This window comes from Oricola indica (genome assembly GCF_019966595.1).
Classification (GTDB): domain Bacteria; phylum Pseudomonadota; class Alphaproteobacteria; order Rhizobiales; family Rhizobiaceae; genus Oricola; species Oricola indica.
Genome location: NZ_JAINFJ010000004.1, coordinates 1 through 20197 on the forward strand (window position 1 = coordinate 1; position 20197 = coordinate 20197).

A 20197-nucleotide genomic window follows, 5' to 3' on the forward strand; every position below is an offset into this window, starting at 1 on the left:
GTTATGCCGCCGAGATGACGGCCTGATTGCGAGAAATCACCACTCTTGCAATCAACGTCAAGTAACTTGGCAATGCCCTCGGAAGACCTCGCGGCGTTGCAGCGGGCGATACGCTGGGGCGACGGCGATGCGCTGTTCACCCTGTTCACGCATACCCGCGCCGTCCGCCGCTCGATCATCGAGGCCGGGCAGGAAGTCGACGCACCGGATTTCGGCCGCCATGGCGAAATCGCGAAAACGAAGGAATCCGAGGCGGACTGACCGCCTCGGCTGCCTGCCGGCAAACGCGGCAGGCTCCATGTTCGACTGTCACCGGAGGGCAAACCATGACCCTGTCGCTTTATGACGTGACCATACCGGTCTTCACGCGCGCGCTACACACCATGTCGGGGCTGCTCGATACGGGACGCACCTGGGCCGACGAAAGCGGCCTCGAACATGACGAACTGCTGCAGGCGCAGCTCTATCCCGACATGAAACCGCTGATCCACCATGTCCGCCTCGCCTGCGATACCGCCCGGCTTACCGCCGTACGCGTCGGCGGGGTGGAGCGGCTGGACCTGCCGGCGACCGAAACGGGTTTTGACGATCTGAAGGCGCGGATCGTGCGAACGCGCGCGTTCCTTGAAGCGGTCCCGAAGGAAAGCATGGAGGGCAAGGAGGACAACACGGTCGTCCTGGCAACGCCCGACCGGGAACTGACATTTACCGCCCGCGACTACGTGCTGCGGTTCGCCATTCCCGATTTCTTCTTCCATGACATGACGGTCTACGCCCTGTTGCGCCACAATGGCGTACCGGTTCGCGAGCCGGATTTCATCGGCGGAGCGGAAGTGTCCTAGTGCATTTCAGGGCGCAACAGCATCGGAATGCACTGCACTAGTCGAGCGGGGGGAGTTGCCCGATCGGGATAAACCCGAGCGCGATACGCCCGTCGCGCACGGTCACCGGCACCTTGACCTCCGGTGTCCCGTCCGGCCCGTCCTGCTCCGGCAGGGCGCCGAGCATTTCGATTTGCGAGGCGTATTCGGGAAAGACCGGCTTCATCGTGCCCGCGACGCCGTCCGGATCGACGATGATGGCTTCCAGTTCCGCGTCGAGCAGGCCATCCGCGCCGACGGCATAGGTGCCGCTGACCAGCAGGCCCTGTTTCGGCGTCAACAGCAGCGCCAGACGCCGCACGTCGCCCGACAGGCCGCGCAGAGAGGTAATCCCGCTGGCGGCAAGCGCCGCGCCGCCATCGACCGACAGGTCGGCGTCACCGGCAAGGACCGGCAAGCGGCGGCCGCCCGAAAGTGCGGGATCGACGACGAGGCCCTCATAGCGCAGGGCGAGGTCGAGATCCGCGTCGTTGAGGCGCATATGCGCCTCGGCATGGGCGGCGGAAATCGCATCCTCCAGACCATCAAAGGCGACCTCGATGTCGTCGATGGAAATCGAACCGCGCTGCGGAACGGGATCGGCAAGCGTTGCGGTCGCCCGCGCCAATGACCAGTCGATCCGCGCCGATCCCGCCAGCGCGCTTTCGACCGTGACCGGTGAGTCGAGTTCGGCATAAATGCGTTTCGGGTCGTAGACCTGCGCCGCGCCGCGCAATCCGCCCGCCTCGATCGCCAGCCCATCCGCAGGCCGGGCGAAATCGAGGGAGGTGCAGAAAACCTCCAGCCGGAACGGATATCCGCGCACCTCGCGATCGGCGCAGTCGATCGCCGTGCCGCGTTCGCGCTGCGCCGCGAGAAGCTTATCCGCCCCGGCATCCACCCTGCCGGCGATCCAGTACCAGCCGGCGGTCCATACCGCGATGGCGATTACGATACCGATGCCGAGACGGCGGATGCGCTTGCCGGCATTGTAGCGCGGTTTGGCTTTGGCTTGTTCCATGCTAGACGCCCATCGCCTCCGATTGTGGAATCAGTAAGGGCTTATGGAAGATTTCTGGGTATTCGGCTACGCGTCGCTGATGTGGAAGCCGGGCTTCGATTTTGTCGAAAAGCGCCGGGCACGGCTCTTCGGCTATCATCGCAGCCTGTGCATCGCCTCATACGAGCACCGCGGCACACGCGAAAGGCCGGGCCTCGTGATGGGTCTCGATCGCGGCGGCTCCTGCGTCGGCGTGGCGTTTCGCGTCGCTGCCGCCGACCGCGAGCCTGTCATGGCCTATCTGCGCGCCCGCGAACTCGTGACCAATGTCTATCTGGAACGCACCGGCATGCTGGCGCTGGGGGACGGGCGGAACGCACCGGCCGTCGCCTATGTGGCCGACCGCGCCCACGGGCAATATGCGGGACGCCTGACGGTCGACGATGCGGTCGAACGCGTTTGCGGCGCCGTCGGCGGCATGGGACCGAACGAGGACTACGTGATCAACACCGCCGAGCATATCCGCCTGCTCGGCATACGCGATCACTGGCTGGAACAGGTCGTGGCGGAGATCAGGAAGCGGACGCCCTGAAATCGCCGGAAGACCCGGCGCGAAGCTCCTCGACACGCTTGCGCGCCGATTCGGGCAGCGGCGGCGCGGACGGGTCGTCCGCGAGATCGAGCAATTGCCGGTCGCAGGCGCCCTCTGTCGCCGCGATCAGCGCCTGCTGGAAGTCCTTGCCGGAGAGACCGGGCTGGATCGGTTCGAGAACCTCGACCTTGATCGTGCCCGGATAGCGCATGAAGGAGCGCCGCCGCCAGTAGAGCCCGGCATTGTGCGCGATCGGCACGACCGGAACGTCCAGCTTCTCGTAGAGATTGACGACGCCCTTCTTGTAGGACGGCTCCGCGCCCGGCGGGCGGCGCGTGCCCTCGGGATAGATCAGGATCTGCCGGCCCTGCGTGACGGCGCGCGCCGCGCCGCGATTGACCGACGCGATCGCCTGAGAGCGGTTGCCCCGATCGATTGCGATCATGTCCATCTTCTTGACGTACCAGCCGAACAGCGGAATCCACATCAGTTCGCGCTTGAGGATCAGCGTCGGGTCCGGAAGCCAGGGCAGGAACGCGAACGTGTCCCAGGCGGACTGGTGCTTCGGCGCGATGATGTAGGGACCGTCGGGCAGGTTCTCGCGTCCGATGACGACATGGTCGGTGCCGACGACGATCTTCATCAGCCAAAGATGCGTTTTCGCCCAGAATTTCGGGACGAACCAGGCCATCTTGCGCGGCGCAAGGAAGAAGAACGGCGTGAACACGATCATCTCGATCAGCGTGACCGTGTAGAACAGGAAATTGAACAGGAAGGATCGAATTACCAGCAATGCCGCACCCGGACTTCTTTGATCGAACGTGGTTCAGGCGATACACGCCACATGACGAGAACGCAAAGGCGGCAAAGTGGTTTCGTCACTCCGACGGCGACAGCGATGCCTTGGCGAAGGTGGAGTTCGAGCCGGCATGCGGCGTCACCAGCGTCCGCAACCGCGCCGCGCTGTATTTGAGATATTCGCCGAAAAGAACCCTGTAGCGATCCGCCTGCGCCTCCGCGCTCTCGGGGTCGCGCTGGCTCGCCACGACAGCATGCGGAATGAGCTCTATGCCGTCCATCGCGTCGCCCAGTTCGAGCAGGCTGCGCGGCATGTGATAATCGTTTGTCACCACAAGAAGCGACGAGAAGCCGTTGTCGCGGGCCCATTCGGCGGTCTGGGTGGCGTTGCCGATCGTGTCCAGCGCCTCGTGATCGATGTCGATGCAGCAGTCAAAGCGGTCCTCGTCCACCGCGAAAGCCTTCGCCAGCACGGCGGGAGAGGCCGACGGATGCACCCCGCTGATCAGAAGGCGCTCGCCCTTCTTTGCATCGAGCAGGCGTACTGCCTCGTCGACGCGGGAATATCCTCCGGTCAAAACGACGATACCGTCCGCCTGTCGGTCGGTCGTCGGCGTTCTGAAGGCGGATACATCGGCGAGGAACACGAAGAAGCCGGCACAATAGGCCACGACGCCGACTAGCGACGCCGCCGCGACAAAACGCGCGAACCGGCGCAACCGGTGCGGAGCCTGCCTGGATTCCGTCACCGCATTGCCCGCATAAACTGACGTCGCACCTTGCCCATTGGTGTCAGCTGCTTCGATCATGCCAAAATCGATAGCCCTGAAATGGGGCACGCGATAGACCAAAATCAGACGGGATTGGGTCGCCTGGCGGCAAAAATCGATTAGACAAAGCGATTTAATCCAGCCGGCCGGGATCGGCGCGCCGGTCGTCGATATCGCGCAGAGTGCGCAAGACCGTGATTCGCGTCGTCAGCGCGGTGAGGAACCCGACGAGCACGATGACGGCGAAAACGCCGGCATAGGCGCCGGCCCCGATGGCGAAATCGCCGAAAAAAGCCGATGCCTGTTCGCCTTCGGGCGTGATGATGTTGCGCGCCGCCCACCAGCTCACCAGAAGAAAGACCACCGTCGCCGCGCCGCCGCCGATAAGCCCGCCCCAGATACCCGACAGCAGGAACCGCGTCTGGAACTGCCGCGCGATGAAGCCGGAGCGCGCGCCGACGAAATGCAGCACCTCGATGACGTGCTGACTGCCGGACATCGCGCCCCTCGTGGCGAAGATGACGGTCAGGACAAGCGCGGTCAGGACGAGGACCAGAATGCAGACACCGATGACCGTTGTCGTTCGGGCCATGCTGACGAGCCGGTCGACCCAGGCGCGGTGATCGTCCAGCGAGGCGTTGGGCACCGAGCCGATGATCGTATCGCGCAATGCGGAGAATTCGGGCGGCGCGGCCTCGTCCACCGTGACGACGACAAGGCGCGGAACCGGCAGTTCGTCGAAGCCGAGGCCGGAGCCGAGCCACGGTTCGAGCAGGGCCACGGTTTCGTCGCGCCCGATGATCCGTGCGCCGCGGACGCCGGGGAAACCGGCCGCCAGAGACCGCGCCTTTTCCAGCGCGGCATCCATGTCGAAATCGTCGCCGGGACGGATCTGGATGGTCGCCTCCCGCGCGATCTGGCTCTGCCATGTTTCCGCGCTCTTGTTGACGAGCGAGACCGCCCCGACCGCGAGACAGGCGAGAAACGACATGATCGCGATGACGAGGATGAGCGCCTGGCTGGCGGCGTTGGCGTTGGGCACGATCGGCGCAAGGGTCCGCAGGCCCGGAACGCGGGACTTCTCGCCCGTTCCCTTTTTCCACGGGCCGACGGATCGCGGCAGGCGCGACCCGGCACCCTTGGGCAATTTCATCCTTATGGCCGGGCGCTCATTCATAAATTTCGAGCTGCCCGTTCGAGAGAATCATGCGCCGCGCATCGACCTGATCCATCAGGCCGAGATCGTGGGTGGCGATCACCACCGCCGTGCCGAGCCTGTTCAGTTCGAGAAAAAGCCGCAGCAGGCGCTGCGCCATCGGCGTATCGACATTGCCGGTCGGCTCGTCGGCGAGAAGGATCTCCGGCTGGTCGATCAGGGCGCGAGCGATTGCGACGCGCTGCTTTTCGCCGCCAGAAAGGACCGGCGGCAACGCGTGAATGCGCTCGCCGAGCCCGACCCATTTGAGCAGTTCCAGCACATCGTGCTGATAGGAGCTCTCCTCCTTGCCGCGCACGCGCAGCGGCAGGCCGACATTCTCGTAGATCGTCATGTGATCGAGGAGGCGGAAATCCTGGAAGACCACGCCGATCCGCCGCCGCAGAAGCGGCAGTTCGGCCGGCTCGATCATCGCCATGTCCTTGTTGAAGATGGTGATCAACCCGCGTGTCGGCCGCAGAGACATGAACAGCAGACGCAGCAATGTCGTCTTGCCCGCGCCGGATGGCCCGGTCAGGAACTGGAACGACTGCTTGGGAATATGGAACGAGACGTCGCGCAGGACTTCCGGTCCCATTCCGTAGCGCAGTCCGACATTCTCGAATTTGATCAAGCGGCCCGTCCGATTCGCAAGAACAGCAATGGCGAAGGAATAGAGCAGGCGACCCGCGAATGGAACCGACCCCGCATCCGCAACGGCCTTCCAAAACCTTCGATTAACCAAAGCCGCGTACATCTCAATCATGGCGGTTCCGCGTTGCGCGGCCCGAATATCGAGGAGCGCGCGCGTGGCGCAGGATATTATCGACGCGGAATTCGAGACAATCCGCCGCGATGACGACGGGCACCCGGTCCGCAAAACGCCGGTCGAGCCCGCTCCCGGCATCGATATCGCGGATGACGACCAGATCGAGATCCTGAAATCGGAGGCCGGCAAAAGCGAGATTCCCGGTCGGCGCGCGCAGATCCTTTACGCGCTCTCCGTCCTGTTTTCCTCCGTCGCCGCCTTCCTGATTTCCGGCGGCCACGTCCTGTTCCAGGCCGGCCCCGCCGCGCTCGACCCGCCGGCGCTCGAAATCGCCGCCGATCCGGTTCGACCCCTCATCGGACGCAACGATGTCATGACCGTGAGCGCCACTGTCCGCAACGCGACAGGCGATGCGAAGCGCATTCCCGATGTCCTTCTCACCTTCCGTTCTCCCGACGGTCAGGCCAGCCTCGTCTACCGCGTGGCGCGCGGCGAGACGCTCGAACCCGGCAAAAGCCTTGCGTTTACCGTGAGAATGCCGAAAAAACCCGGTTACGGTCAGGCGCCGAGCCTGAGGTTCGACAATAGCGGGGTTTGACAACATGGCGGTCGTCAGGGGCAAGCGAATAGAGGTTCTCTATTCCGCATCGACCATTGCAGCGCGCAATCTGGAACTCGCCAAGGAAATCGGCGAACGCGATTACCGGGACCTTCTGGTGATTTCGGTGCTGAAGGGATCCTTCATCTTCTCCGCCGATCTCGTGCGCGCCATGCACGATGCCGGGCTCGAGCCGGATGTCGAGTTCATCATGCTGTCCACCTACGGCGCCGGGACCGAGGCGGGCGAAGTGAAAATCCTGCGCGATATCGATTCCGATGTCGCCGGGCGCGACGTGCTTCTGGTCGACGACATTCTCGAATCCGGCAAGACGCTGACATTCGCCCGCGACCTGATCATGCAGCGCAGCGCGAAGAGCGTCGGCCTCTGCGTGCTGCTCGACAAGTCGATGCGCCGCCAGGCCGCGACGCCGCTGCAGGCCGATTTCGTCGGCTTCGAATGCCCAGACCATTTCGTCGTCGGATACGGCATGGATGTCGGCCACGCTTTTCGCGAGTTGCCCTTCGTCGGCGTGGTCGCGGGAGACGCGTGATGGCTTCCATCCTGCTTGTCGAGGACGATGATTCGGTCCGTACATTCACGGCGCGCGCGCTGCAGATCGACGGTCACTCGGTCGATCAGGCGGAAGACGGCGATATCGGGCTTGCCCGCGCGGCGGAAAAAGGCGGCGCCTATGACCTCGTCCTGTCGGATATCCGCATGCCCGCCATGGACGGGATCGCGATGGCGACCGAAATGGCGAAGGATTTTCCCGACCTGAAGATCCTGCTTATGACCGGCTATGCCGAACAGCGCGAGCGAGCGCGCGAGGTGTCGGCGATCATCGTGGATGTGGTGCAGAAACCCTTCACGCTGGCGGAAATCCGCTCGGCGGTTTCCAGGGCGCTTGCGGCCTAGAGAGCCGAGGTCATGCGATGAAGATCAGGTTTTCCATCCTTGCGATCATTGCGCTCGCGCTGTCCACAACGACAGCCAGGGCACAGTTCAGCGAGCGCTATCACATCTGGGCGTCCGACAAGGCGATCGCCGAATCCCAGATCGGCCAGAACTGCCTCGGCGCGTACGCCGCCGTCCGGGAGTTCTCCTACCTGACGCGCCTGTTCGAACATGACGGCAACGACCTGACGGGTTTCGACCTCGAACGCGACATCTTCACGATCAGGGCGAAGGCGATGCGCCTGGAGCAGGACAACACGTCGGAACTGACGACGATGCTGGCGCTGCAGATCGGAAACGACCTGACAAAGGACGAGGACCTGTTCATGCAGGTCGGGATCGCACGGGAAGTCTTCGCGATCCTGCGCGAATGCCAGGCATATTTCGATATTCCCGTGACCGTCCGGTTCAAGCGGCCACCGCCGGCACGCATGCCGACCGACCGGGAATGCGGCATTCGATACGCGACGCTGTTGCATCACGATGCCGGGGCCGTTTCCCGGCAGGTCTTCACCGAACGGTCCTCCCATGCGGCGAATGCGATCAAGGCCGCCAATCCCGGCCTGTCCCCGCAGGAGATCTTCCTGATCGTCGATACGGCGGCACAGAGGGCGGCGGACGGTCTGTGGATCGGATCCGTGCCCAACCGCGGCGCGGTGCGCGACGCCTACGAAAATGCGCGCGCCTGCGACGCCAAATACGGCTTCGCTCCGGTTCCGGTCCCCGCGGGCACCGGCGATCTACTTGGAAAGCCCGGCGGCCAATAGGCGCTGCCGGCCGGGCGCGGATCAGTTCAGCTCAAGCAAGCGCTCGAGATATTCCTTCTCCAGCTGCGGCGACAGCGCGTTGCCGAGACGCCTGCGGATCGCCTCGAGGATTTCGCGGGCGCGGCGAATGTCGATCTCGTCGGGAATCTCGACCGATTCGCCGAAATCCGGTCCGGCCGAGCGTTGCGGCCGGCCGAGCGGATCACGGTCGAGCGCGTTGCGACTGCCGCCGGGTTCCGACGCACCAGTACCGCCATCCATCGCCTGCTGCATCTGCTGCATCATGCTGTCGGCGCCGCGCCGAAGCGCGTCCATCGCCTGGCCCTGGTCGGAAAAGGCCTGCTCGCCCTCGCCCTCGCCAAGCGCCTGTCCGGCTTCGCCCATCTCGCGGCCGGCCTCGCCGAACTCCTCGCCGGGATTGATGCCCATGCCGCGCAGGCCGTCCATGAACTGCTCCAGCCGCTCGCGCAGCGCCTGCTGGCCGGGCGCGAGCCCCTGCAGGCCATTTTGGCCCTGTCCCTGCTGGCCTTGCTCGCCGTTTTCGCCCATCTGCTGGTCGCCCTGCTGGCCTTGCTGACCCTGCTGGCCTTCCTGACCCTCCTGCCGGGGCTGACCCTGTCCGCGCCGGCTCTGGCGGTAGGTCTCGTTCATCAGTTCCTGCTGCTCGCGCAGGATTTCACCCAGCTCGTTCATCTGCTGCTGGGCCTGGTTCTGCTGGTCGCCCTGCTGATTGCGGTGCTGGCCCATCTGCAGATTGTTCATCATGTCCTGAAGCTGCGACAGCATCTCCTGCGCCTGCTCACGCGCGCCGGACTTCGCCAGTTCCTCGATCCGGTCGAGCATGTCCTGCAGGCTCTGCATGTCCATTTCCTGCATGTTTTCCGGCATTTGCTGCTGGGCCATGTTCGGATTGTTTTCCATCTGCCGCGCCAGTTCGCGCAGATAGTCCTGCATGGCCTCGCGCAACTCGGCCATCAACTGCTCGATCTCCTCGTCCGACGCGCCGTTTTCGAGCGCTTCCTTGAGCGCCTGCTGCGCCTGGCGCATGCGGCGCTCGGCGTCCGACAGATTGCCGTCCTCGATCGTCCGCGCGAATTCCCACAGATAATCGACGACGCCGCGCAACGCTTCGTCGTTTCCGCGCGCTTCGAGAAGCCGCGCCCGGGCGGTCACGAGACCGAGAAAATGGCTCGCATCCTTGATCGTCTCCTCCGGCCACAGGGTCAGGACGTCGATCACGTCGACGATGTCGGGAACCGAATTGGCGTCGAGGGCCAGATTGCGCCGCTGCTCGATGATGGCGCGGGCGAGCGGATTGGAGAAAGGCCGGCCCGGCAGCACCAGCGTCTTGGTCTCACTGCGGCCGGTCTGTCCGCGATCGTCCTCGGCCTCCAGCGTCATCGCAACCCGCGCGCCGGCCCATGGATGTTCGCTGAGATCGCGCATCGTCTTGGCCGCGCCGTCTTTCGACGAGCGTCGGGGAAGCGACAGCGGCAGGTCCGGCGCCTCGTAGAGCGGACGTGCGCCCTCGGCGTCGTCATTGGCCAGTTCGACGATACCGCGCGCCTTGGTGACACGATGGTCGTCCTTGGCGAAATATTCGAGCGTCATGGTGCCGTTGGCCGCGCGCACCGGGTCACCCGCAAATTCGATCGTCGGCGCATCATCCGGCGAGACGGCAAAGGACCAGTCGCGTTGCGCATCTTCCGCGCCGCCGGAAATCGACAGCGAGCCGGACTGTTCGAGCGTCACCTCGAAGCGCCGCGACGCCGCGGGCTCCGGACGTCCGTCACCCGTCGATGTGCCCAGCGGCGTTTGCGGACCCGGCCATGTGACGCTTTCCTGCCCGGTGCCGCCGGCAATGCGCACCACGGCGACACTGCCTTCCGGCACGGTGAAGTCGCTCCGGGCGGCGTTCTGTTCCGAGGTCAGGAAGATCGGCGCCATGCCCGTATAGGCGGGCGGCGTGACCCAGGCGTCGATACGCGCCGGTACGGCCTCCGCGACCTGATGACTGCGGAACGCATCGCCGAGCGACCCGCCGGAATTGCCGTAAGACCATGCGAAGGCCGTCACCAGAAGCAGCGCGACGGCCGCGCGCAGGGCAAAGGGATCGCGCCGGGGAATGTCGGTGCGGGCGTTCGCGCCTTGAACGCCATTAACGCGTTCGGCCATGCGCCGCTGGTGTTCGCGCCACAACACGCCGGCGAATGCGTCATCCGAGGTGCCGGACAGCCGGTCGTCCTGCGTGGTGATCGGTGCGTGGGACAGCGCGTTCTCGCGTTCGAGCCGCCGGTCGATTTCGAGCACGCCAGGCATCCGCATCGAGCGCAGCGGCCAGAGGCTCGCAAGTCCGGCAAGCGCGAAGACGGCAATGAGCCCGAGACGCACCGTATCGGGCATGGACCTGAACAGGCCGAACCATGACAGGATCGCGAAGAGCGCGATGACGCCGGCCAAGGGCAAAAGACGCGGCAAGAGGCGCTCGCCGATCATGGCGGCGCGGGTTGCCGCGCGGACAAGCCTGAGCCTGCGCGAAAGGTCCTGCGGGGCGGAATGCTTGGTGTCTGGTGCCATGCGCCTCGTTTCTCCTGACCAAAAGAGTAGCACTCTTCATGGCAAAGGCGAGGCCCAATACCCGGTATTGCGATCACACTCTTGTCAGAGCGAACGGGAAATGCGGCTCAGAACCAGTCCGGCACGCTGTCGAGGCCGATCAGCTCCTCGTAGCTCGGGCGCGGCCGGCAAACGTGGAAGTCTCCGCCCTTGACGATCACCTCGGGGACGAGAAGCCGCGAATTGTAGGTTCCCGCCTGCACCGCGCCATAGGCGCCGGCCGATCCGAAAGCGATCAGATCGTCGGGGGCCAGCTGCGCGATATCACGGTCCTTTGCGAGGTAATCGCCGGATTCACAGACCGGGCCCACGATATCGGCCGTTATGCGCGTTTCGTCCGCGCCCGGTTCGCGAACCGGGATCATGTCGTGCCATGCCTCGTAGAGCGTCGGGCGGATGAGGTCGTTCATCGCCGCATCGACGATAACAAAATTCTTCTCCTCCGCCTGCTTCACAAAGATCACTGAGGTGACGAGGATTCCCGCATTGCCGGCGATCATCCGCCCCGGCTCGAAGATCGCCTTCACGCCGAGCGGCCGGATATGCTTCTTGACGATCTCGCCATAGGCGGCCGGCAGCGGCGGCGGCGCATTGTCGTTGCGATACGGAATCCCGAGCCCCCCGCCCATATCGACATGCTCGATCACATGCCCGTCGGCGCGCAGCTGCGCGACCAGGTCTGTCAGAAGGCGGATCGCGTCATCGAAGGGCTGCAACTGCGTGATCTGGCTGCCGATATGCATGTCGATGCCGGCGACGCGCAGACCCGGCAACTCCCCGGCTCGGCGATAGACGTCGCGCGCCCGGAGCCAGGAAATGCCGAACTTGTCGCCTTTCTTGCCCGTCGAAATCTTGTGGTGCGTTTTCGCGTCGACATCGGGGTTGATGCGCAGCGAAACCCGCGCGGTCTTGCCGGCCGCGACGGCCCGCGCCGAAAGCTGCTCCAGCTCGGGCTCCGATTCCACGTTGAAGCAATGGATGCCCTCGGCAAGTGCAAAATCCATTTCCCGCGCCGTCTTGCCGACGCCGGAGAACAGGATCTTCTCCGCCGGGATGCCCGCGGCGAGGGCCCGCCGCAATTCGCCCTCGGACACCACGTCGGCGCCGGAGCCCAGTTCGGCCAGCGTCCGCAGGACCGCCTGGTTGGAATTGGCCTTCATCGCGTAGCACACCAGCGCGTCGATATCGCCGAAAGCCTCGGCGAAGACACGGTAGTGACGCTCCAGCGTCGCGGTCGAATAACAATAGAATGGCGTGCCGACAGCCTCCGCGATCAGCGGAAGGGGCACGTCTTCGGCGTGAAGCACGCCATCGCGATAGTCGAAATGGTTCACCGGAAAGCCCTGCTGCGAAGAGGCGAAATCAGATCAGTGGATCGAGGATGAAGGGACGGTCCTCGGCGGGCGCGTCGGCGGGTTTTTCCTTCTGCGCCGCTGCCGCCGCCGGAGGCAATTCCGGATCGCCCGCACGCCCGCAGGCGGCTAGCGTCGCGGCGAACGCCGCCAGAAGGAGAATGCGCGTGATGCCGATACCCATCGTCGTCAACCTTTTCCGCTGTTTCCGGCGCGCGCCGGACCCGAACAATCGTTTTCCTAGCGCGGCCATGCGTGAATGAACACCCCCGGCGAAACGCTCAGCCTTCCTTGTCGAGCTTGCGCCGGTGATAGCGGATCTGGCGGCCGACTTCCTGCGGTGCCGTGCCGCCGAAGCTCTTGCGGCTCGCCGCGGACTTTTTCACCGTCAGCACGTCGAAAACCGCATCCGTGATGCCGTCATGGATCGATTGGAGGTCGTCCAGCGTCAGCCGGTCGAGCCGCACGCCCTTCTCCTCGGCGAGCGCCACAGCCCGCCCCGTGACGTGATGCGCCTCGCGGAAGGGGATGCCCAGTTCACGCACCAGCCAGTCCGCGAGATCGGTCGCCGTGGAGTAGCCGGACGCCGCGGCCTCGCGCATCGCCTTCTCGTTGACAGCGAGGTCGGCGACCATGCCGGTCATCGCGGCCAGCGCCAGTTCCAGCGCTTCCGCCGCGTCGAACACGGCTTCCTTGTCTTCCTGCATGTCCTTCGAATAGGCGAGCGGAAGGCCCTTCATCACCGTCAGAAGAGACACGAGATCGCCATTGATGCGCCCGGTCTTGGCGCGCACCAGCTCGGCGGCGTCGGGATTCTTCTTCTGCGGCATGATGGACGAGCCGGTCGAGAACGCATCCGACAGCGTGACGAAGCCGAATTGCGGCGTCGACCAGATCACGATTTCCTCGGCGAAGCGCGAAAGATGCGTAGCGCAGATCGAGGCGGCGGCCATGTATTCCAGCGCGAAATCGCGGTCGGACACCGTGTCGATGGAATTGCGCGTCGGCCCGGCAAAGCCCAGCGCCTTCGCCGTCTGGTGACGGTCGATGGGAAAGCCCGTGCCGGCCAGCGCCGCCGCGCCGAGCGGACACTCGTTCATGCGTTCGAGACAATCCGCCATCCGCGACCTGTCGCGCGAAAACATCTCGACATAGGCCATCAGGTGATGTCCGAAGGTGACCGGCTGCGCCGTCTGGAGATGGGTGAAGCCCGGCATCACGGTTGCGCGGTGCTCCTCCGCGCGGGTCAGAAGCGTCTCGACAAGGCTCTTGAGAAGCCCGGCCGCCTTTTCGGCCTCGCCGCGCACCCACATGCGAAAATCGAGTGCGACCTGGTCGTTGCGGGACCGCGCGGTGTGCAACCGCCCGGCCGTCGGACCGATCAGCTCCGACAGGCGGGCCTCGATATTCATGTGGATGTCTTCGAGCTTGCGCGAGAAGGCGAAGTCGCCGGCCTCGATCTCTGACCGGATCGTGTTCAGGCCGTGAACGATCTTGTCGCGATCCTCCGCCGAAATTATGTGACAGTCGGCGAGCATGGTGGCATGCGCGATCGATCCGTCGATATCCTGGGCGTAGAGCTTGCGGTCGTAACCGATGGAGGCGTTGATCTCCTCCATGATTGCCGCCGGGCCGGACGCGAAACGTCCGCCCCACATCTGATTAGAAGCGCTTTTTTTGGTATCGTCGGACATGAACGAAAAAATCCCGGAAACGAGTGACGGAAAGTCGGCGGAGAGCCGTCCCTCCATCCTGAAAATCGCGGCGATCGCGGTCGCGATAGGGGCGATCGCCGGCGCGGGCGGGATATACGCCACCGGAATGCTCTCTGGCAATGCCGGCGGGACCGAGACGGCCTGCGCCGCCGCGATCGAGACCGGCGCGTCGCTGAAACCTCTCCTGACCGGCGAGGTCGCGGCGATGGCGCCGCGAACGCAGGCAAACGATCTTTCCGGACTGACCTTCAATGACGGAGACGGCAACGCGATCACGCTCGCCGATACGGGCGGCAAGCCCCGCCTCGTCAATCTCTGGGCGACGTGGTGCGCGCCATGCCGCGCCGAGATGCCGGCGCTCGACGCATTGCAGGCCGAGAAGGGCGGCGACGATTTCGAGGTCGTGGCGATATCCGTCGACGGCGGTGACGACGCCAAGCCCCGCGCCTTCTTCGAGGAGATCGGCATCGAGACGCTCGGTTTCTATCACGATCCGACAATCGGGGCCTTTAACACGATGAAAAAGGAAGGCCTCGCCTTCGGATTGCCGGTCACGGTGCTGGTCGATTCGCAAAATTGCGTCGTCGCCAACATGAACGGCCCGGCTGAATGGGCGAGCGAAGACGCCTATCGCCTGATCGACGCTGTTAAGGCAAAAAACGAATGAACAGGCCGCGCCGAACCGCCAAAGGTTAACAGCACGCGACACAAGCACCCCGTCTCTCCGCGATGAATCGTTAAAGTTGTGTCCATCGCGAGAGCGGACACGCTATATGTGGTGAGAACAAAACGGGAAATCATCGGAAACAGCGATTCGTCGCCGATTCGTTCCGCCTCGGTTCTGTTTCTTAACGGAAACTTACCGGGAGGTTAACCCGCATGGTTAACAAGACATGAAGAAAGTCGATTAAATTCAATTTGTTAACGAGCATCGCAATTGGCGGCACAGGGGCTTTCGCCAAGCGTTAACAAACCGGACCGGAACGCCTCGAATGACTCACGCAATGATTCACGTACTGGTAGGCACCAGCCACTGCGCCACCACATCTGGTAGGGAACAAAGCTGCAACCTATGAGAGTCACCGATTCGTCGCCGATTCGTTCCAGACTCGTTCTGGTTGTTAATTTCCACAACCCTGGAGCGGTAGAACCCATGCATTTTCGCGTGTTTTTCGCCCTGTAATTGCCGAAACGGCGTGCTAAACGCTGTGTCAGCTCTCCGGGACGCCCATCAGCGCCGGAATCCCCCGGACTCGAACTTCAAGACAGAGTCAATGCCTTCCGATTTTTTTGACGGCCATACGGTCAAGGCGGTACTCGGCCCCACCAATACCGGCAAGACCCACTACGCCATCGAGCGCATGGTCGCCCATTCGAGCGGCGTCATCGGCCTGCCGTTGCGCCTGCTCGCGCGCGAGGTCTATGGCCGCGTCGCCCAGAAGGTCGGGACGGACCAGGTCGCGCTGATCACCGGCGAGGAAAAGATCGTGCCGCCCAAGGCGCGCTACTCGGTCTGCACCGTCGAGGCGATGCCGTCGCAAACCGACGTGGCCTTCGTCGCCATCGACGAGGTTCAGCTGGCCGGCGATCTCGAACGGGGTCACATTTTCACCGACCGCATCCTCAACCTGCGCGGCCGCGAGGAGACGCTGTTGCTCGGGGCGGGAACCATGACCGGCATCCTGCGCGCCCTGATACCCGGCATCGATATCGTCTCGCGCCCGCGCCTGTCTCACCTCGCCTATGCGGGATCGAAGAAGATCACGCGTCTTCCCCGCCGTTCGGCGATCGTCGCCTTCTCCGCCGACGAGGTCTACGCCATCGCCGAACTGATCCGCCGCCAGCGCGGCGGCGCGGCGGTCGTGATGGGTGCGCTGAGCCCGCGCACCCGCAACGCCCAGGTCGAACTCTACCAGAACGGCGACGTGGAATACCTCGTCGCCACCGACGCCATCGGCATGGGCCTCAACCTGGATGTCGACCATGTCGCCTTCGCGCAATTGCGCAAATTCGACGGCTATGCGTTTCGCGACCTGAACCCCGCCGAGATGGGCCAGATCGCCGGCCGCGCCGGCCGCCACATGCGCGACGGCACATTCGGCGTGTCGGGCCACGCCCACCCGCTCGACGACGAGACGGTGAAGCGCATCGAGGGCCACGAATTCGACCCCGTGAAGGTCCTGCAGTGGCGCTCGCGCAATCTGGACTTCGGGTCGATCGCCGATTTGCGCCGCTCGCTGGAAGTGCCGCCGGAGACACCGGGCCTGACCAAGGCGCTGCCGGCGGTCGACCAGCGGGCGCTCGACTTCCTGTCGCGCGACGCCACCGTCGCCGACACGTGCCGGGGCCGCGACGAGGTCTCGCTTTTGTGGGACGCCTGCGTCCTGCCCGATTATCGCAAGATCGCGCCGGCCCAGCATGCCGATATCATTTCCCAGATTTTCCTCGATCTGGTCCGGCGCGGCCACGTCGACGAGGACTATATGGCCGAGCAGGTGCTTCGCGCCGACCGCGCCGACGGCGAGATCGACACGCTGTCGGCCCGAATCGCGCAAATCCGCACCTGGACCTATGTCGCCAACAGGCCCGGATGGCTTGCCGATCCGCTACACTGGCAGGAAAAGACGCGCGCCATCGAGGACAAGCTGTCCGACGCGTTGCATGACAGGTTGACGAAACGCTTCGTAGACCGCAGGACATCCGTGCTCATGAAGCGGTTGCGAGAGAACGTGACAATGGAAGCAGAAATAAGCCCTAGCGGCGATGTAACTGTCGAAGGCCATCATATCGGCCAATTGGACGGATTCCGTTTTTCAGCGGACAAATCCGCCGAGGGCGAGGATGCGAAGGCCGTCAAGGCAGCCGCCGCGAAGGCGCTCGCAACCGAGTTCGAGGCGCGCGCCGATCGCTTTGCAGCGGCGGGCAATTCCGATTTCGCCCTCGGTTCCGATGGCGTGCTGCGCTGGCTTGGCCAGCCGGTCGGAACGCTGACGGCGGGCGAGGAATGGCTGAAGCCCCGCCTCGTCTTGCTGGCCGACGAACAATTGACCGGCCCGGCGCGCGACAAGGTCGCCGCCCGCGCCGAGCGTTTCGTCGGACATCACATCGAGACGCATCTGAAGCCGCTGGTCGATCTCGGCCGCGCTGACGAACTGTCCGGGATCGCGCGCGGCATCGGGTTCCGTCTGATCGAGAATTACGGCATCGTTCCGCGCCGCGAGATCGCCGACGAGATCAAATCGCTCGACCAGGACGGCCGCGCCGCGCTGCGCCGCTATGGCGCGCGTTTCGGATTCTACCACATCTTCGTTCCGTCCCTCGTCAAACCGGCGCCCGCCGGCCTTCTGACCCTGCTCTGGGCCTTGCAGAACGACGGAAAGGACAAGCCGGGCTACGGCGATGTCGTGCAGCAGCTGGCGACAGGCCGCACGTCGCTCGTGCCCGACCCGTCCTATGACACCGCCTTCTACAAGCTCGCCGGCTACCGGCATCTGGGATCACGCGCGGTGCGTGTCGATATCCTCGAGCGGCTGGCCGACCTGATCCGCCCGGCGCTGCAATGGCGCGAAGGCTCCGGGACGCTGCCCGAAGGCGCGGCCGGCGGCGGCCGCTTCTTCGTCACTCCGGCGATGATGTCGATCCTCGGCGCGACGGCGGAGGACATGGAAGCCGTGCTCGGCAGCCTCGGCTACCGCCACGACAAGGTGGAACCGGCGGAATTCGATGAAAAGCTCGCGGCACTGAAAGCCGCCAACGCGCCCGCCGCACCGGAGACACCGACCGAGGAGCCAGCGGCCGCATCCGCCGAAGCCCAACCGGAGACGCCGGAACAAGCCGAAGCGCCCGCGCAAGAGGACCGTGCGGAAGCGACGACAGCCGAAGCCACACCGGAAACACCCGCCCCCGAAGCCGACGCAACCGAGCCGACCCCGGAACCCGTGGCGCAGGAAGCCCCGGCACCGGCCGAGGTCGTGGAGACACCCGCCGAACAACCGGTGGAACAGGCCGCAGAACCGGAAGAAGCCGAGGAGCCGAAGCCGGTCATGGTCTGGTACCAGGTGCGCGGCGACCGCAACCGGCGCGGCCAGCGCCCGCAAGGCCAGCGGCCCGACGGCGACCGGAGGGGCAAGGGCGGTCACGGCAAGCCGAAAGGCAAGCGCGATCATGGCCACAAGGGCAAGCCGAAAGGCGACGTGGCCGCGTCTGCCCGCCCGCCGCGCCGCGAAAAGCCGATGGATCCGGATTCACCCTTCGCGAAACTCGCCGCCCTGAAGGACCAGATGAAGAAATGATCCGCAAAGGCCATGAGCGCTGATCGCCAGCGCATCGACAAATGGCTTTTCTTCGCCCGCGTGGCGAAATCGCGGACGCTCGGCGCGAAGCTTGCCCAGGGCGGTCATGTCCGGGTCAACGGCGCCAAGATTTCGGTGGCAAGCCATGAGGTCAGGCCGGGCGACGTCCTGACCGTGACGCTGCCCCGGCGCGTTATCGTCTACAAGGTGATCGATTGCGGCACCCGGCGCGGCCCCGCGCCGGAAGCCCGCCTGCTCTACGAAGACCATTCCCCGCCACCGCCGCCGAAGCCCGACAATGCGCTCGATCGCGTTTCCGGCAAGCGCGAGCCGGGCGCGGGCAGGCCGACCAAGAAGGAAAGGCGCGCGCTCGACAAATTGACCGGCGATGACGATTGACGCCTCGCGGTTTCATCGCGATAAGCCAACTGTAACGATAAAGTGAGCCCGATGACCTTCTCCTTGCGCCGATCCGACTTTCCCGACGATTTCATTTTCGGAGCGGCGACGGCCGCCTACCAGATCGAGGGTGCGTCCTTCGGCGGCGCCGGGCCCTCGCATTGGGACACCTTTGCCGCGACGCCGGGGAATGTCCGAAATGCCGATACCGGCGCTGTCGCCTGCGACCACTATCACCGCTACGCGGACGATCTCGACCTGATGCGCGCGGGCGGTTTCGATGCCTACCGCTTCTCGACCTCCTGGGCGCGGGTGATGCCGGACGGCGTATCGGTCAATCCGGAAGGCCTCGATTTCTACGACCGGCTCGCCGACGCGATCGTCGAGCGCGGTTTGAAACCGTATCTGACCCTCTACCACTGGGACCTGCCGGCCGCTCTGGCGGATCTCGGCGGCTGGCGCAACCGCGACACCGCGTCCCGTTTCGCCGACTATGCGCAAACGGTCGTCGCCCGTATCGGCGACCGCATGGAAAGCGTCGCCACGATCAACGAGCCATGGTGCGTCGCCTGGCTCTCGCATTTCCTTGGCATCCACGCGCCCGGCATGCGCGATATCCGCGCGACCGCGCGCGCCATGCACCATATTCTTGTGGCCCATACCCGCGCGACCGAGGCGCTCCGCGCCGCCGGCCAGAAGAATCTCGGCATCGTGCTGAATTTCGAACATGCCAACCCGGCATCGGACATAGAAGAAGACATCGCCGCGGCGAGGCGACAGGACGGGCACTACAATCGCTGGTTCATCCAGGCGCTGACGCAAAAGAGCTATCCGGAGGATATCCTGGAAGGCTTCGCCGGGCACATGCCCGATGGCTACGAGAACGATCTGGACGCCATCGGCGCGCCGATCGACTGGCTTGGCGTGAACTACTACACCCGCTCCAATATCGCCCATGATCCCGCAAGCGCATGGCCGTCGCTCAAACCGGTTCCGGGCCCGCTGCCGAAAACGGGGCTTGGCTGGGAGATCTATCCGGAAGGTCTCCACGGGTTCCTGACGCGGCTCGCCCGCGACTACACCGGCGAGACTCCGATCATCGTCACGGAAAACGGTATGGCCTGGCCGGACACTATCGAAAACGGCCGCGTCGACGACAGCGAGCGCGTCGCCTATTTCGACGCCCATCTCCAGGCCGTGCACCGTGCGATCGCGGACGGCGCGCCGGTGAAGGGCTATTTCGGCTGGTCGCTGCTGGACAATTACGAATGGGCGGAGGGCTATGCGCCGCGCTTCGGCCTCGTCCATGTCGACTACGAGACGCAGCTCCGCACGCCGAAAGCCTCTTTCGAGGCCTTCCGGCAGGCCATCGGCGGCAACTGAGAACCAGATTGCGCGCGCGGCCCGATCCGTCGAAAAATGGTTCGGCACCGCGCGTTTTTGCCCTCTTGCACGCTTCTGGCAAAGCCGCTACCCATCCGCGCGACTGTTTCGCCGGCTCTCCGCCGGCCCCCGAC

19 protein-coding genes and 1 pseudogene are annotated in these 20197 nt (G+C 64.7%); 11 read left to right on the plus strand and 9 right to left on the minus strand.

Annotated features, from left to right (window positions below):
- Nucleotides 1-66: 66 nt before the first annotated feature.
- Together LC343_RS11570 and LC343_RS11575 are read left to right on the plus strand one after the other, a co-directional pair.
- A pseudogene (locus tag LC343_RS11570) lies at nt 67-261 on the plus strand (prephenate/arogenate dehydrogenase family protein); the annotation flags it as partial.
- 65 nt (nt 262-326) lie between these two features.
- A complete protein-coding gene (locus LC343_RS11575) occupies nt 327-842 on the plus strand; it encodes a DUF1993 domain-containing protein (protein WP_223477297.1) in 516 nt (171 codons plus the stop codon).
- A gap of 37 nt (nt 843-879) precedes the next feature.
- Here the strand turns inward: LC343_RS11575 and LC343_RS11580 are convergent, their stop codons facing one another.
- The gene (locus LC343_RS11580) at nt 880-1881 is read right to left on the minus strand and encodes a DUF2125 domain-containing protein (protein ID WP_223477298.1); all 1002 of its coding nucleotides are present in this window, start codon (nt 1879-1881) and stop codon (nt 880-882) included.
- A gap of 43 nt (nt 1882-1924) precedes the next feature.
- Here LC343_RS11580 and LC343_RS11585 point away from each other — a divergent pair, with 43 nt between their 5' ends.
- Nucleotides 1925-2452, plus strand: coding sequence for a gamma-glutamylcyclotransferase (locus LC343_RS11585; RefSeq protein WP_223477299.1), 528 nt, complete (start codon nt 1925-1927; stop codon nt 2450-2452).
- Here the strand turns inward: LC343_RS11585 and LC343_RS11590 are convergent.
- The 4 genes from LC343_RS11590 to ftsE form a co-directional block, all read right to left on the minus strand.
- Entirely contained in the window at nt 2433-3185 is a 753-nt protein-coding gene (locus tag LC343_RS11590; RefSeq protein ID WP_223477701.1) for a lysophospholipid acyltransferase family protein, read from the minus strand. The genes LC343_RS11585 and LC343_RS11590 overlap by 20 nt on opposite strands.
- A gap of 145 nt (nt 3186-3330) precedes the next feature.
- A complete protein-coding gene (locus LC343_RS11595; protein WP_223477300.1) occupies nt 3331-4059 on the minus strand; it encodes a YdcF family protein in 729 nt (242 codons plus the stop codon).
- Nucleotides 4060-4153: 94 nt separating this feature from the next.
- The gene (locus LC343_RS11600) at nt 4154-5173 is read right to left on the minus strand and encodes a cell division protein FtsX (protein WP_223477301.1); all 1020 of its coding nucleotides are present in this window, start codon (nt 5171-5173) and stop codon (nt 4154-4156) included.
- Nucleotides 5174-5189: 16 nt separating this feature from the next.
- Nucleotides 5190-5849: a cell division ATP-binding protein FtsE gene (ftsE, locus tag LC343_RS11605; RefSeq protein ID WP_223477302.1), complete on the minus strand. Its 660-nt coding sequence runs from the start codon at nt 5847-5849 to the stop codon at nt 5190-5192.
- Nucleotides 5850-6024: 175 nt separating this feature from the next.
- Between ftsE and LC343_RS11610 the strand changes: the two genes are divergently transcribed.
- From LC343_RS11610 to LC343_RS11625, 4 genes are read left to right on the plus strand one after another with little or no spacing between them, the layout of a single operon-like run.
- Entirely contained in the window at nt 6025-6582 is a 558-nt protein-coding gene (locus LC343_RS11610) for a hypothetical protein (RefSeq protein ID WP_223477303.1), read from the plus strand.
- A 4-nt stretch (nt 6583-6586) separates the two neighbouring features.
- A complete protein-coding gene (hpt, locus tag LC343_RS11615; protein ID WP_223477304.1) occupies nt 6587-7135 on the plus strand; it encodes a hypoxanthine phosphoribosyltransferase in 549 nt (182 codons plus the stop codon).
- Nucleotides 7135-7500, plus strand: a complete 366-nt coding sequence (locus tag LC343_RS11620) for a response regulator (protein ID WP_223477305.1) — start codon at nt 7135-7137, stop codon at nt 7498-7500. The genes hpt and LC343_RS11620 overlap by 1 nt, the downstream gene beginning before the upstream one ends.
- Before the next feature lie 17 nt (nt 7501-7517).
- The gene (locus LC343_RS11625) at nt 7518-8306 is read left to right on the plus strand and encodes a hypothetical protein (protein ID WP_223477306.1); all 789 of its coding nucleotides are present in this window, start codon (nt 7518-7520) and stop codon (nt 8304-8306) included.
- Nucleotides 8307-8327: 21 nt separating this feature from the next.
- On the opposite strand, the gene LC343_RS11630 is transcribed toward LC343_RS11625, so the two are convergent.
- The 4 genes from LC343_RS11630 to argH all read right to left on the minus strand — a co-directional run bounded on the left by LC343_RS11630 (nt 8328) and on the right by argH (nt 13968).
- Nucleotides 8328-10883, minus strand: a complete 2556-nt coding sequence (locus LC343_RS11630) for a TIGR02302 family protein (RefSeq protein ID WP_223477307.1) — start codon at nt 10881-10883, stop codon at nt 8328-8330.
- Between the two features lie 107 nt (nt 10884-10990).
- Nucleotides 10991-12256, minus strand: a complete 1266-nt coding sequence (gene lysA / locus LC343_RS11635) for a diaminopimelate decarboxylase (protein ID WP_223477308.1) — start codon at nt 12254-12256, stop codon at nt 10991-10993.
- A 28-nt stretch (nt 12257-12284) separates the two neighbouring features.
- Nucleotides 12285-12458, minus strand: a complete 174-nt coding sequence (gene lptM, locus LC343_RS11640) for an LPS translocon maturation chaperone LptM (RefSeq protein WP_223477309.1) — start codon at nt 12456-12458, stop codon at nt 12285-12287.
- Between the two features lie 97 nt (nt 12459-12555).
- A complete protein-coding gene (gene argH / locus LC343_RS11645) occupies nt 12556-13968 on the minus strand; it encodes an argininosuccinate lyase (protein WP_223477310.1) in 1413 nt (470 codons plus the stop codon).
- Between argH and tlpA the strand changes: the two genes are divergently transcribed.
- From tlpA to LC343_RS11665, 4 genes are all read left to right on the plus strand, one after another.
- Nucleotides 13967-14656: a thiol:disulfide interchange protein TlpA gene (tlpA, locus tag LC343_RS11650; RefSeq protein ID WP_223477311.1), complete on the plus strand. Its 690-nt coding sequence runs from the start codon at nt 13967-13969 to the stop codon at nt 14654-14656. The genes argH and tlpA overlap by 2 nt on opposite strands.
- Before the next feature lie 607 nt (nt 14657-15263).
- On the plus strand, nt 15264-18281 hold the full coding sequence (locus tag LC343_RS11655) for a helicase-related protein (RefSeq protein ID WP_223477312.1): 3018 nt from the start codon (nt 15264-15266) through the stop codon (nt 18279-18281).
- 12 nt (nt 18282-18293) lie between these two features.
- A complete protein-coding gene (locus tag LC343_RS11660; RefSeq protein WP_223477313.1) occupies nt 18294-18680 on the plus strand; it encodes an RNA-binding S4 domain-containing protein in 387 nt (128 codons plus the stop codon).
- A 51-nt stretch (nt 18681-18731) separates the two neighbouring features.
- Nucleotides 18732-20063 (plus strand): GH1 family beta-glucosidase, encoded by a 1332-nt coding sequence (locus LC343_RS11665; protein ID WP_223477314.1) that lies wholly within the window; start codon nt 18732-18734, stop codon nt 20061-20063.
- Nucleotides 20064-20197 lie beyond the last annotated feature (134 nt).

Coding starts and splice junctions, on each gene's coding strand:
- lptM (WP_223477309.1), bottom strand. CDS start 12,458: ATGGGTATCGGCATCACGCGCATTCTCCTTCTGGCGGCGTTCGCCGCG.
- LC343_RS11595 (WP_223477300.1), bottom strand. CDS start 4,059: ATGATCGAAGCAGCTGACACCAATGGGCAAGGTGCGACGTCAGTTTAT.
- LC343_RS11660 (WP_223477313.1), top strand. CDS start 18,294: ATGAGCGCTGATCGCCAGCGCATCGACAAATGGCTTTTCTTCGCCCGC.
- tlpA (WP_223477311.1), top strand. CDS start 13,967: ATGAACGAAAAAATCCCGGAAACGAGTGACGGAAAGTCGGCGGAGAGC.
- hpt (WP_223477304.1), top strand. CDS start 6,587: ATGGCGGTCGTCAGGGGCAAGCGAATAGAGGTTCTCTATTCCGCATCG.
- LC343_RS11575 (WP_223477297.1), top strand. CDS start 327: ATGACCCTGTCGCTTTATGACGTGACCATACCGGTCTTCACGCGCGCG.
- LC343_RS11580 (WP_223477298.1), bottom strand. CDS start 1,881: ATGGAACAAGCCAAAGCCAAACCGCGCTACAATGCCGGCAAGCGCATC.
- LC343_RS11655 (WP_223477312.1), top strand. CDS start 15,264: ATGCCTTCCGATTTTTTTGACGGCCATACGGTCAAGGCGGTACTCGGC.
- LC343_RS11625 (WP_223477306.1), top strand. CDS start 7,518: ATGAAGATCAGGTTTTCCATCCTTGCGATCATTGCGCTCGCGCTGTCC.
- LC343_RS11630 (WP_223477307.1), bottom strand. CDS start 10,883: ATGGCACCAGACACCAAGCATTCCGCCCCGCAGGACCTTTCGCGCAGG.
- argH (WP_223477310.1), bottom strand. CDS start 13,968: ATGTCCGACGATACCAAAAAAAGCGCTTCTAATCAGATGTGGGGCGGA.
- LC343_RS11600 (WP_223477301.1), bottom strand. CDS start 5,173: ATGAAATTGCCCAAGGGTGCCGGGTCGCGCCTGCCGCGATCCGTCGGC.
- LC343_RS11620 (WP_223477305.1), top strand. CDS start 7,135: ATGGCTTCCATCCTGCTTGTCGAGGACGATGATTCGGTCCGTACATTC.
- LC343_RS11590 (WP_223477701.1), bottom strand. CDS start 3,185: ATGATCGTGTTCACGCCGTTCTTCTTCCTTGCGCCGCGCAAGATGGCC.
- LC343_RS11665 (WP_223477314.1), top strand. CDS start 18,732: ATGACCTTCTCCTTGCGCCGATCCGACTTTCCCGACGATTTCATTTTC.
- LC343_RS11585 (WP_223477299.1), top strand. CDS start 1,925: ATGGAAGATTTCTGGGTATTCGGCTACGCGTCGCTGATGTGGAAGCCG.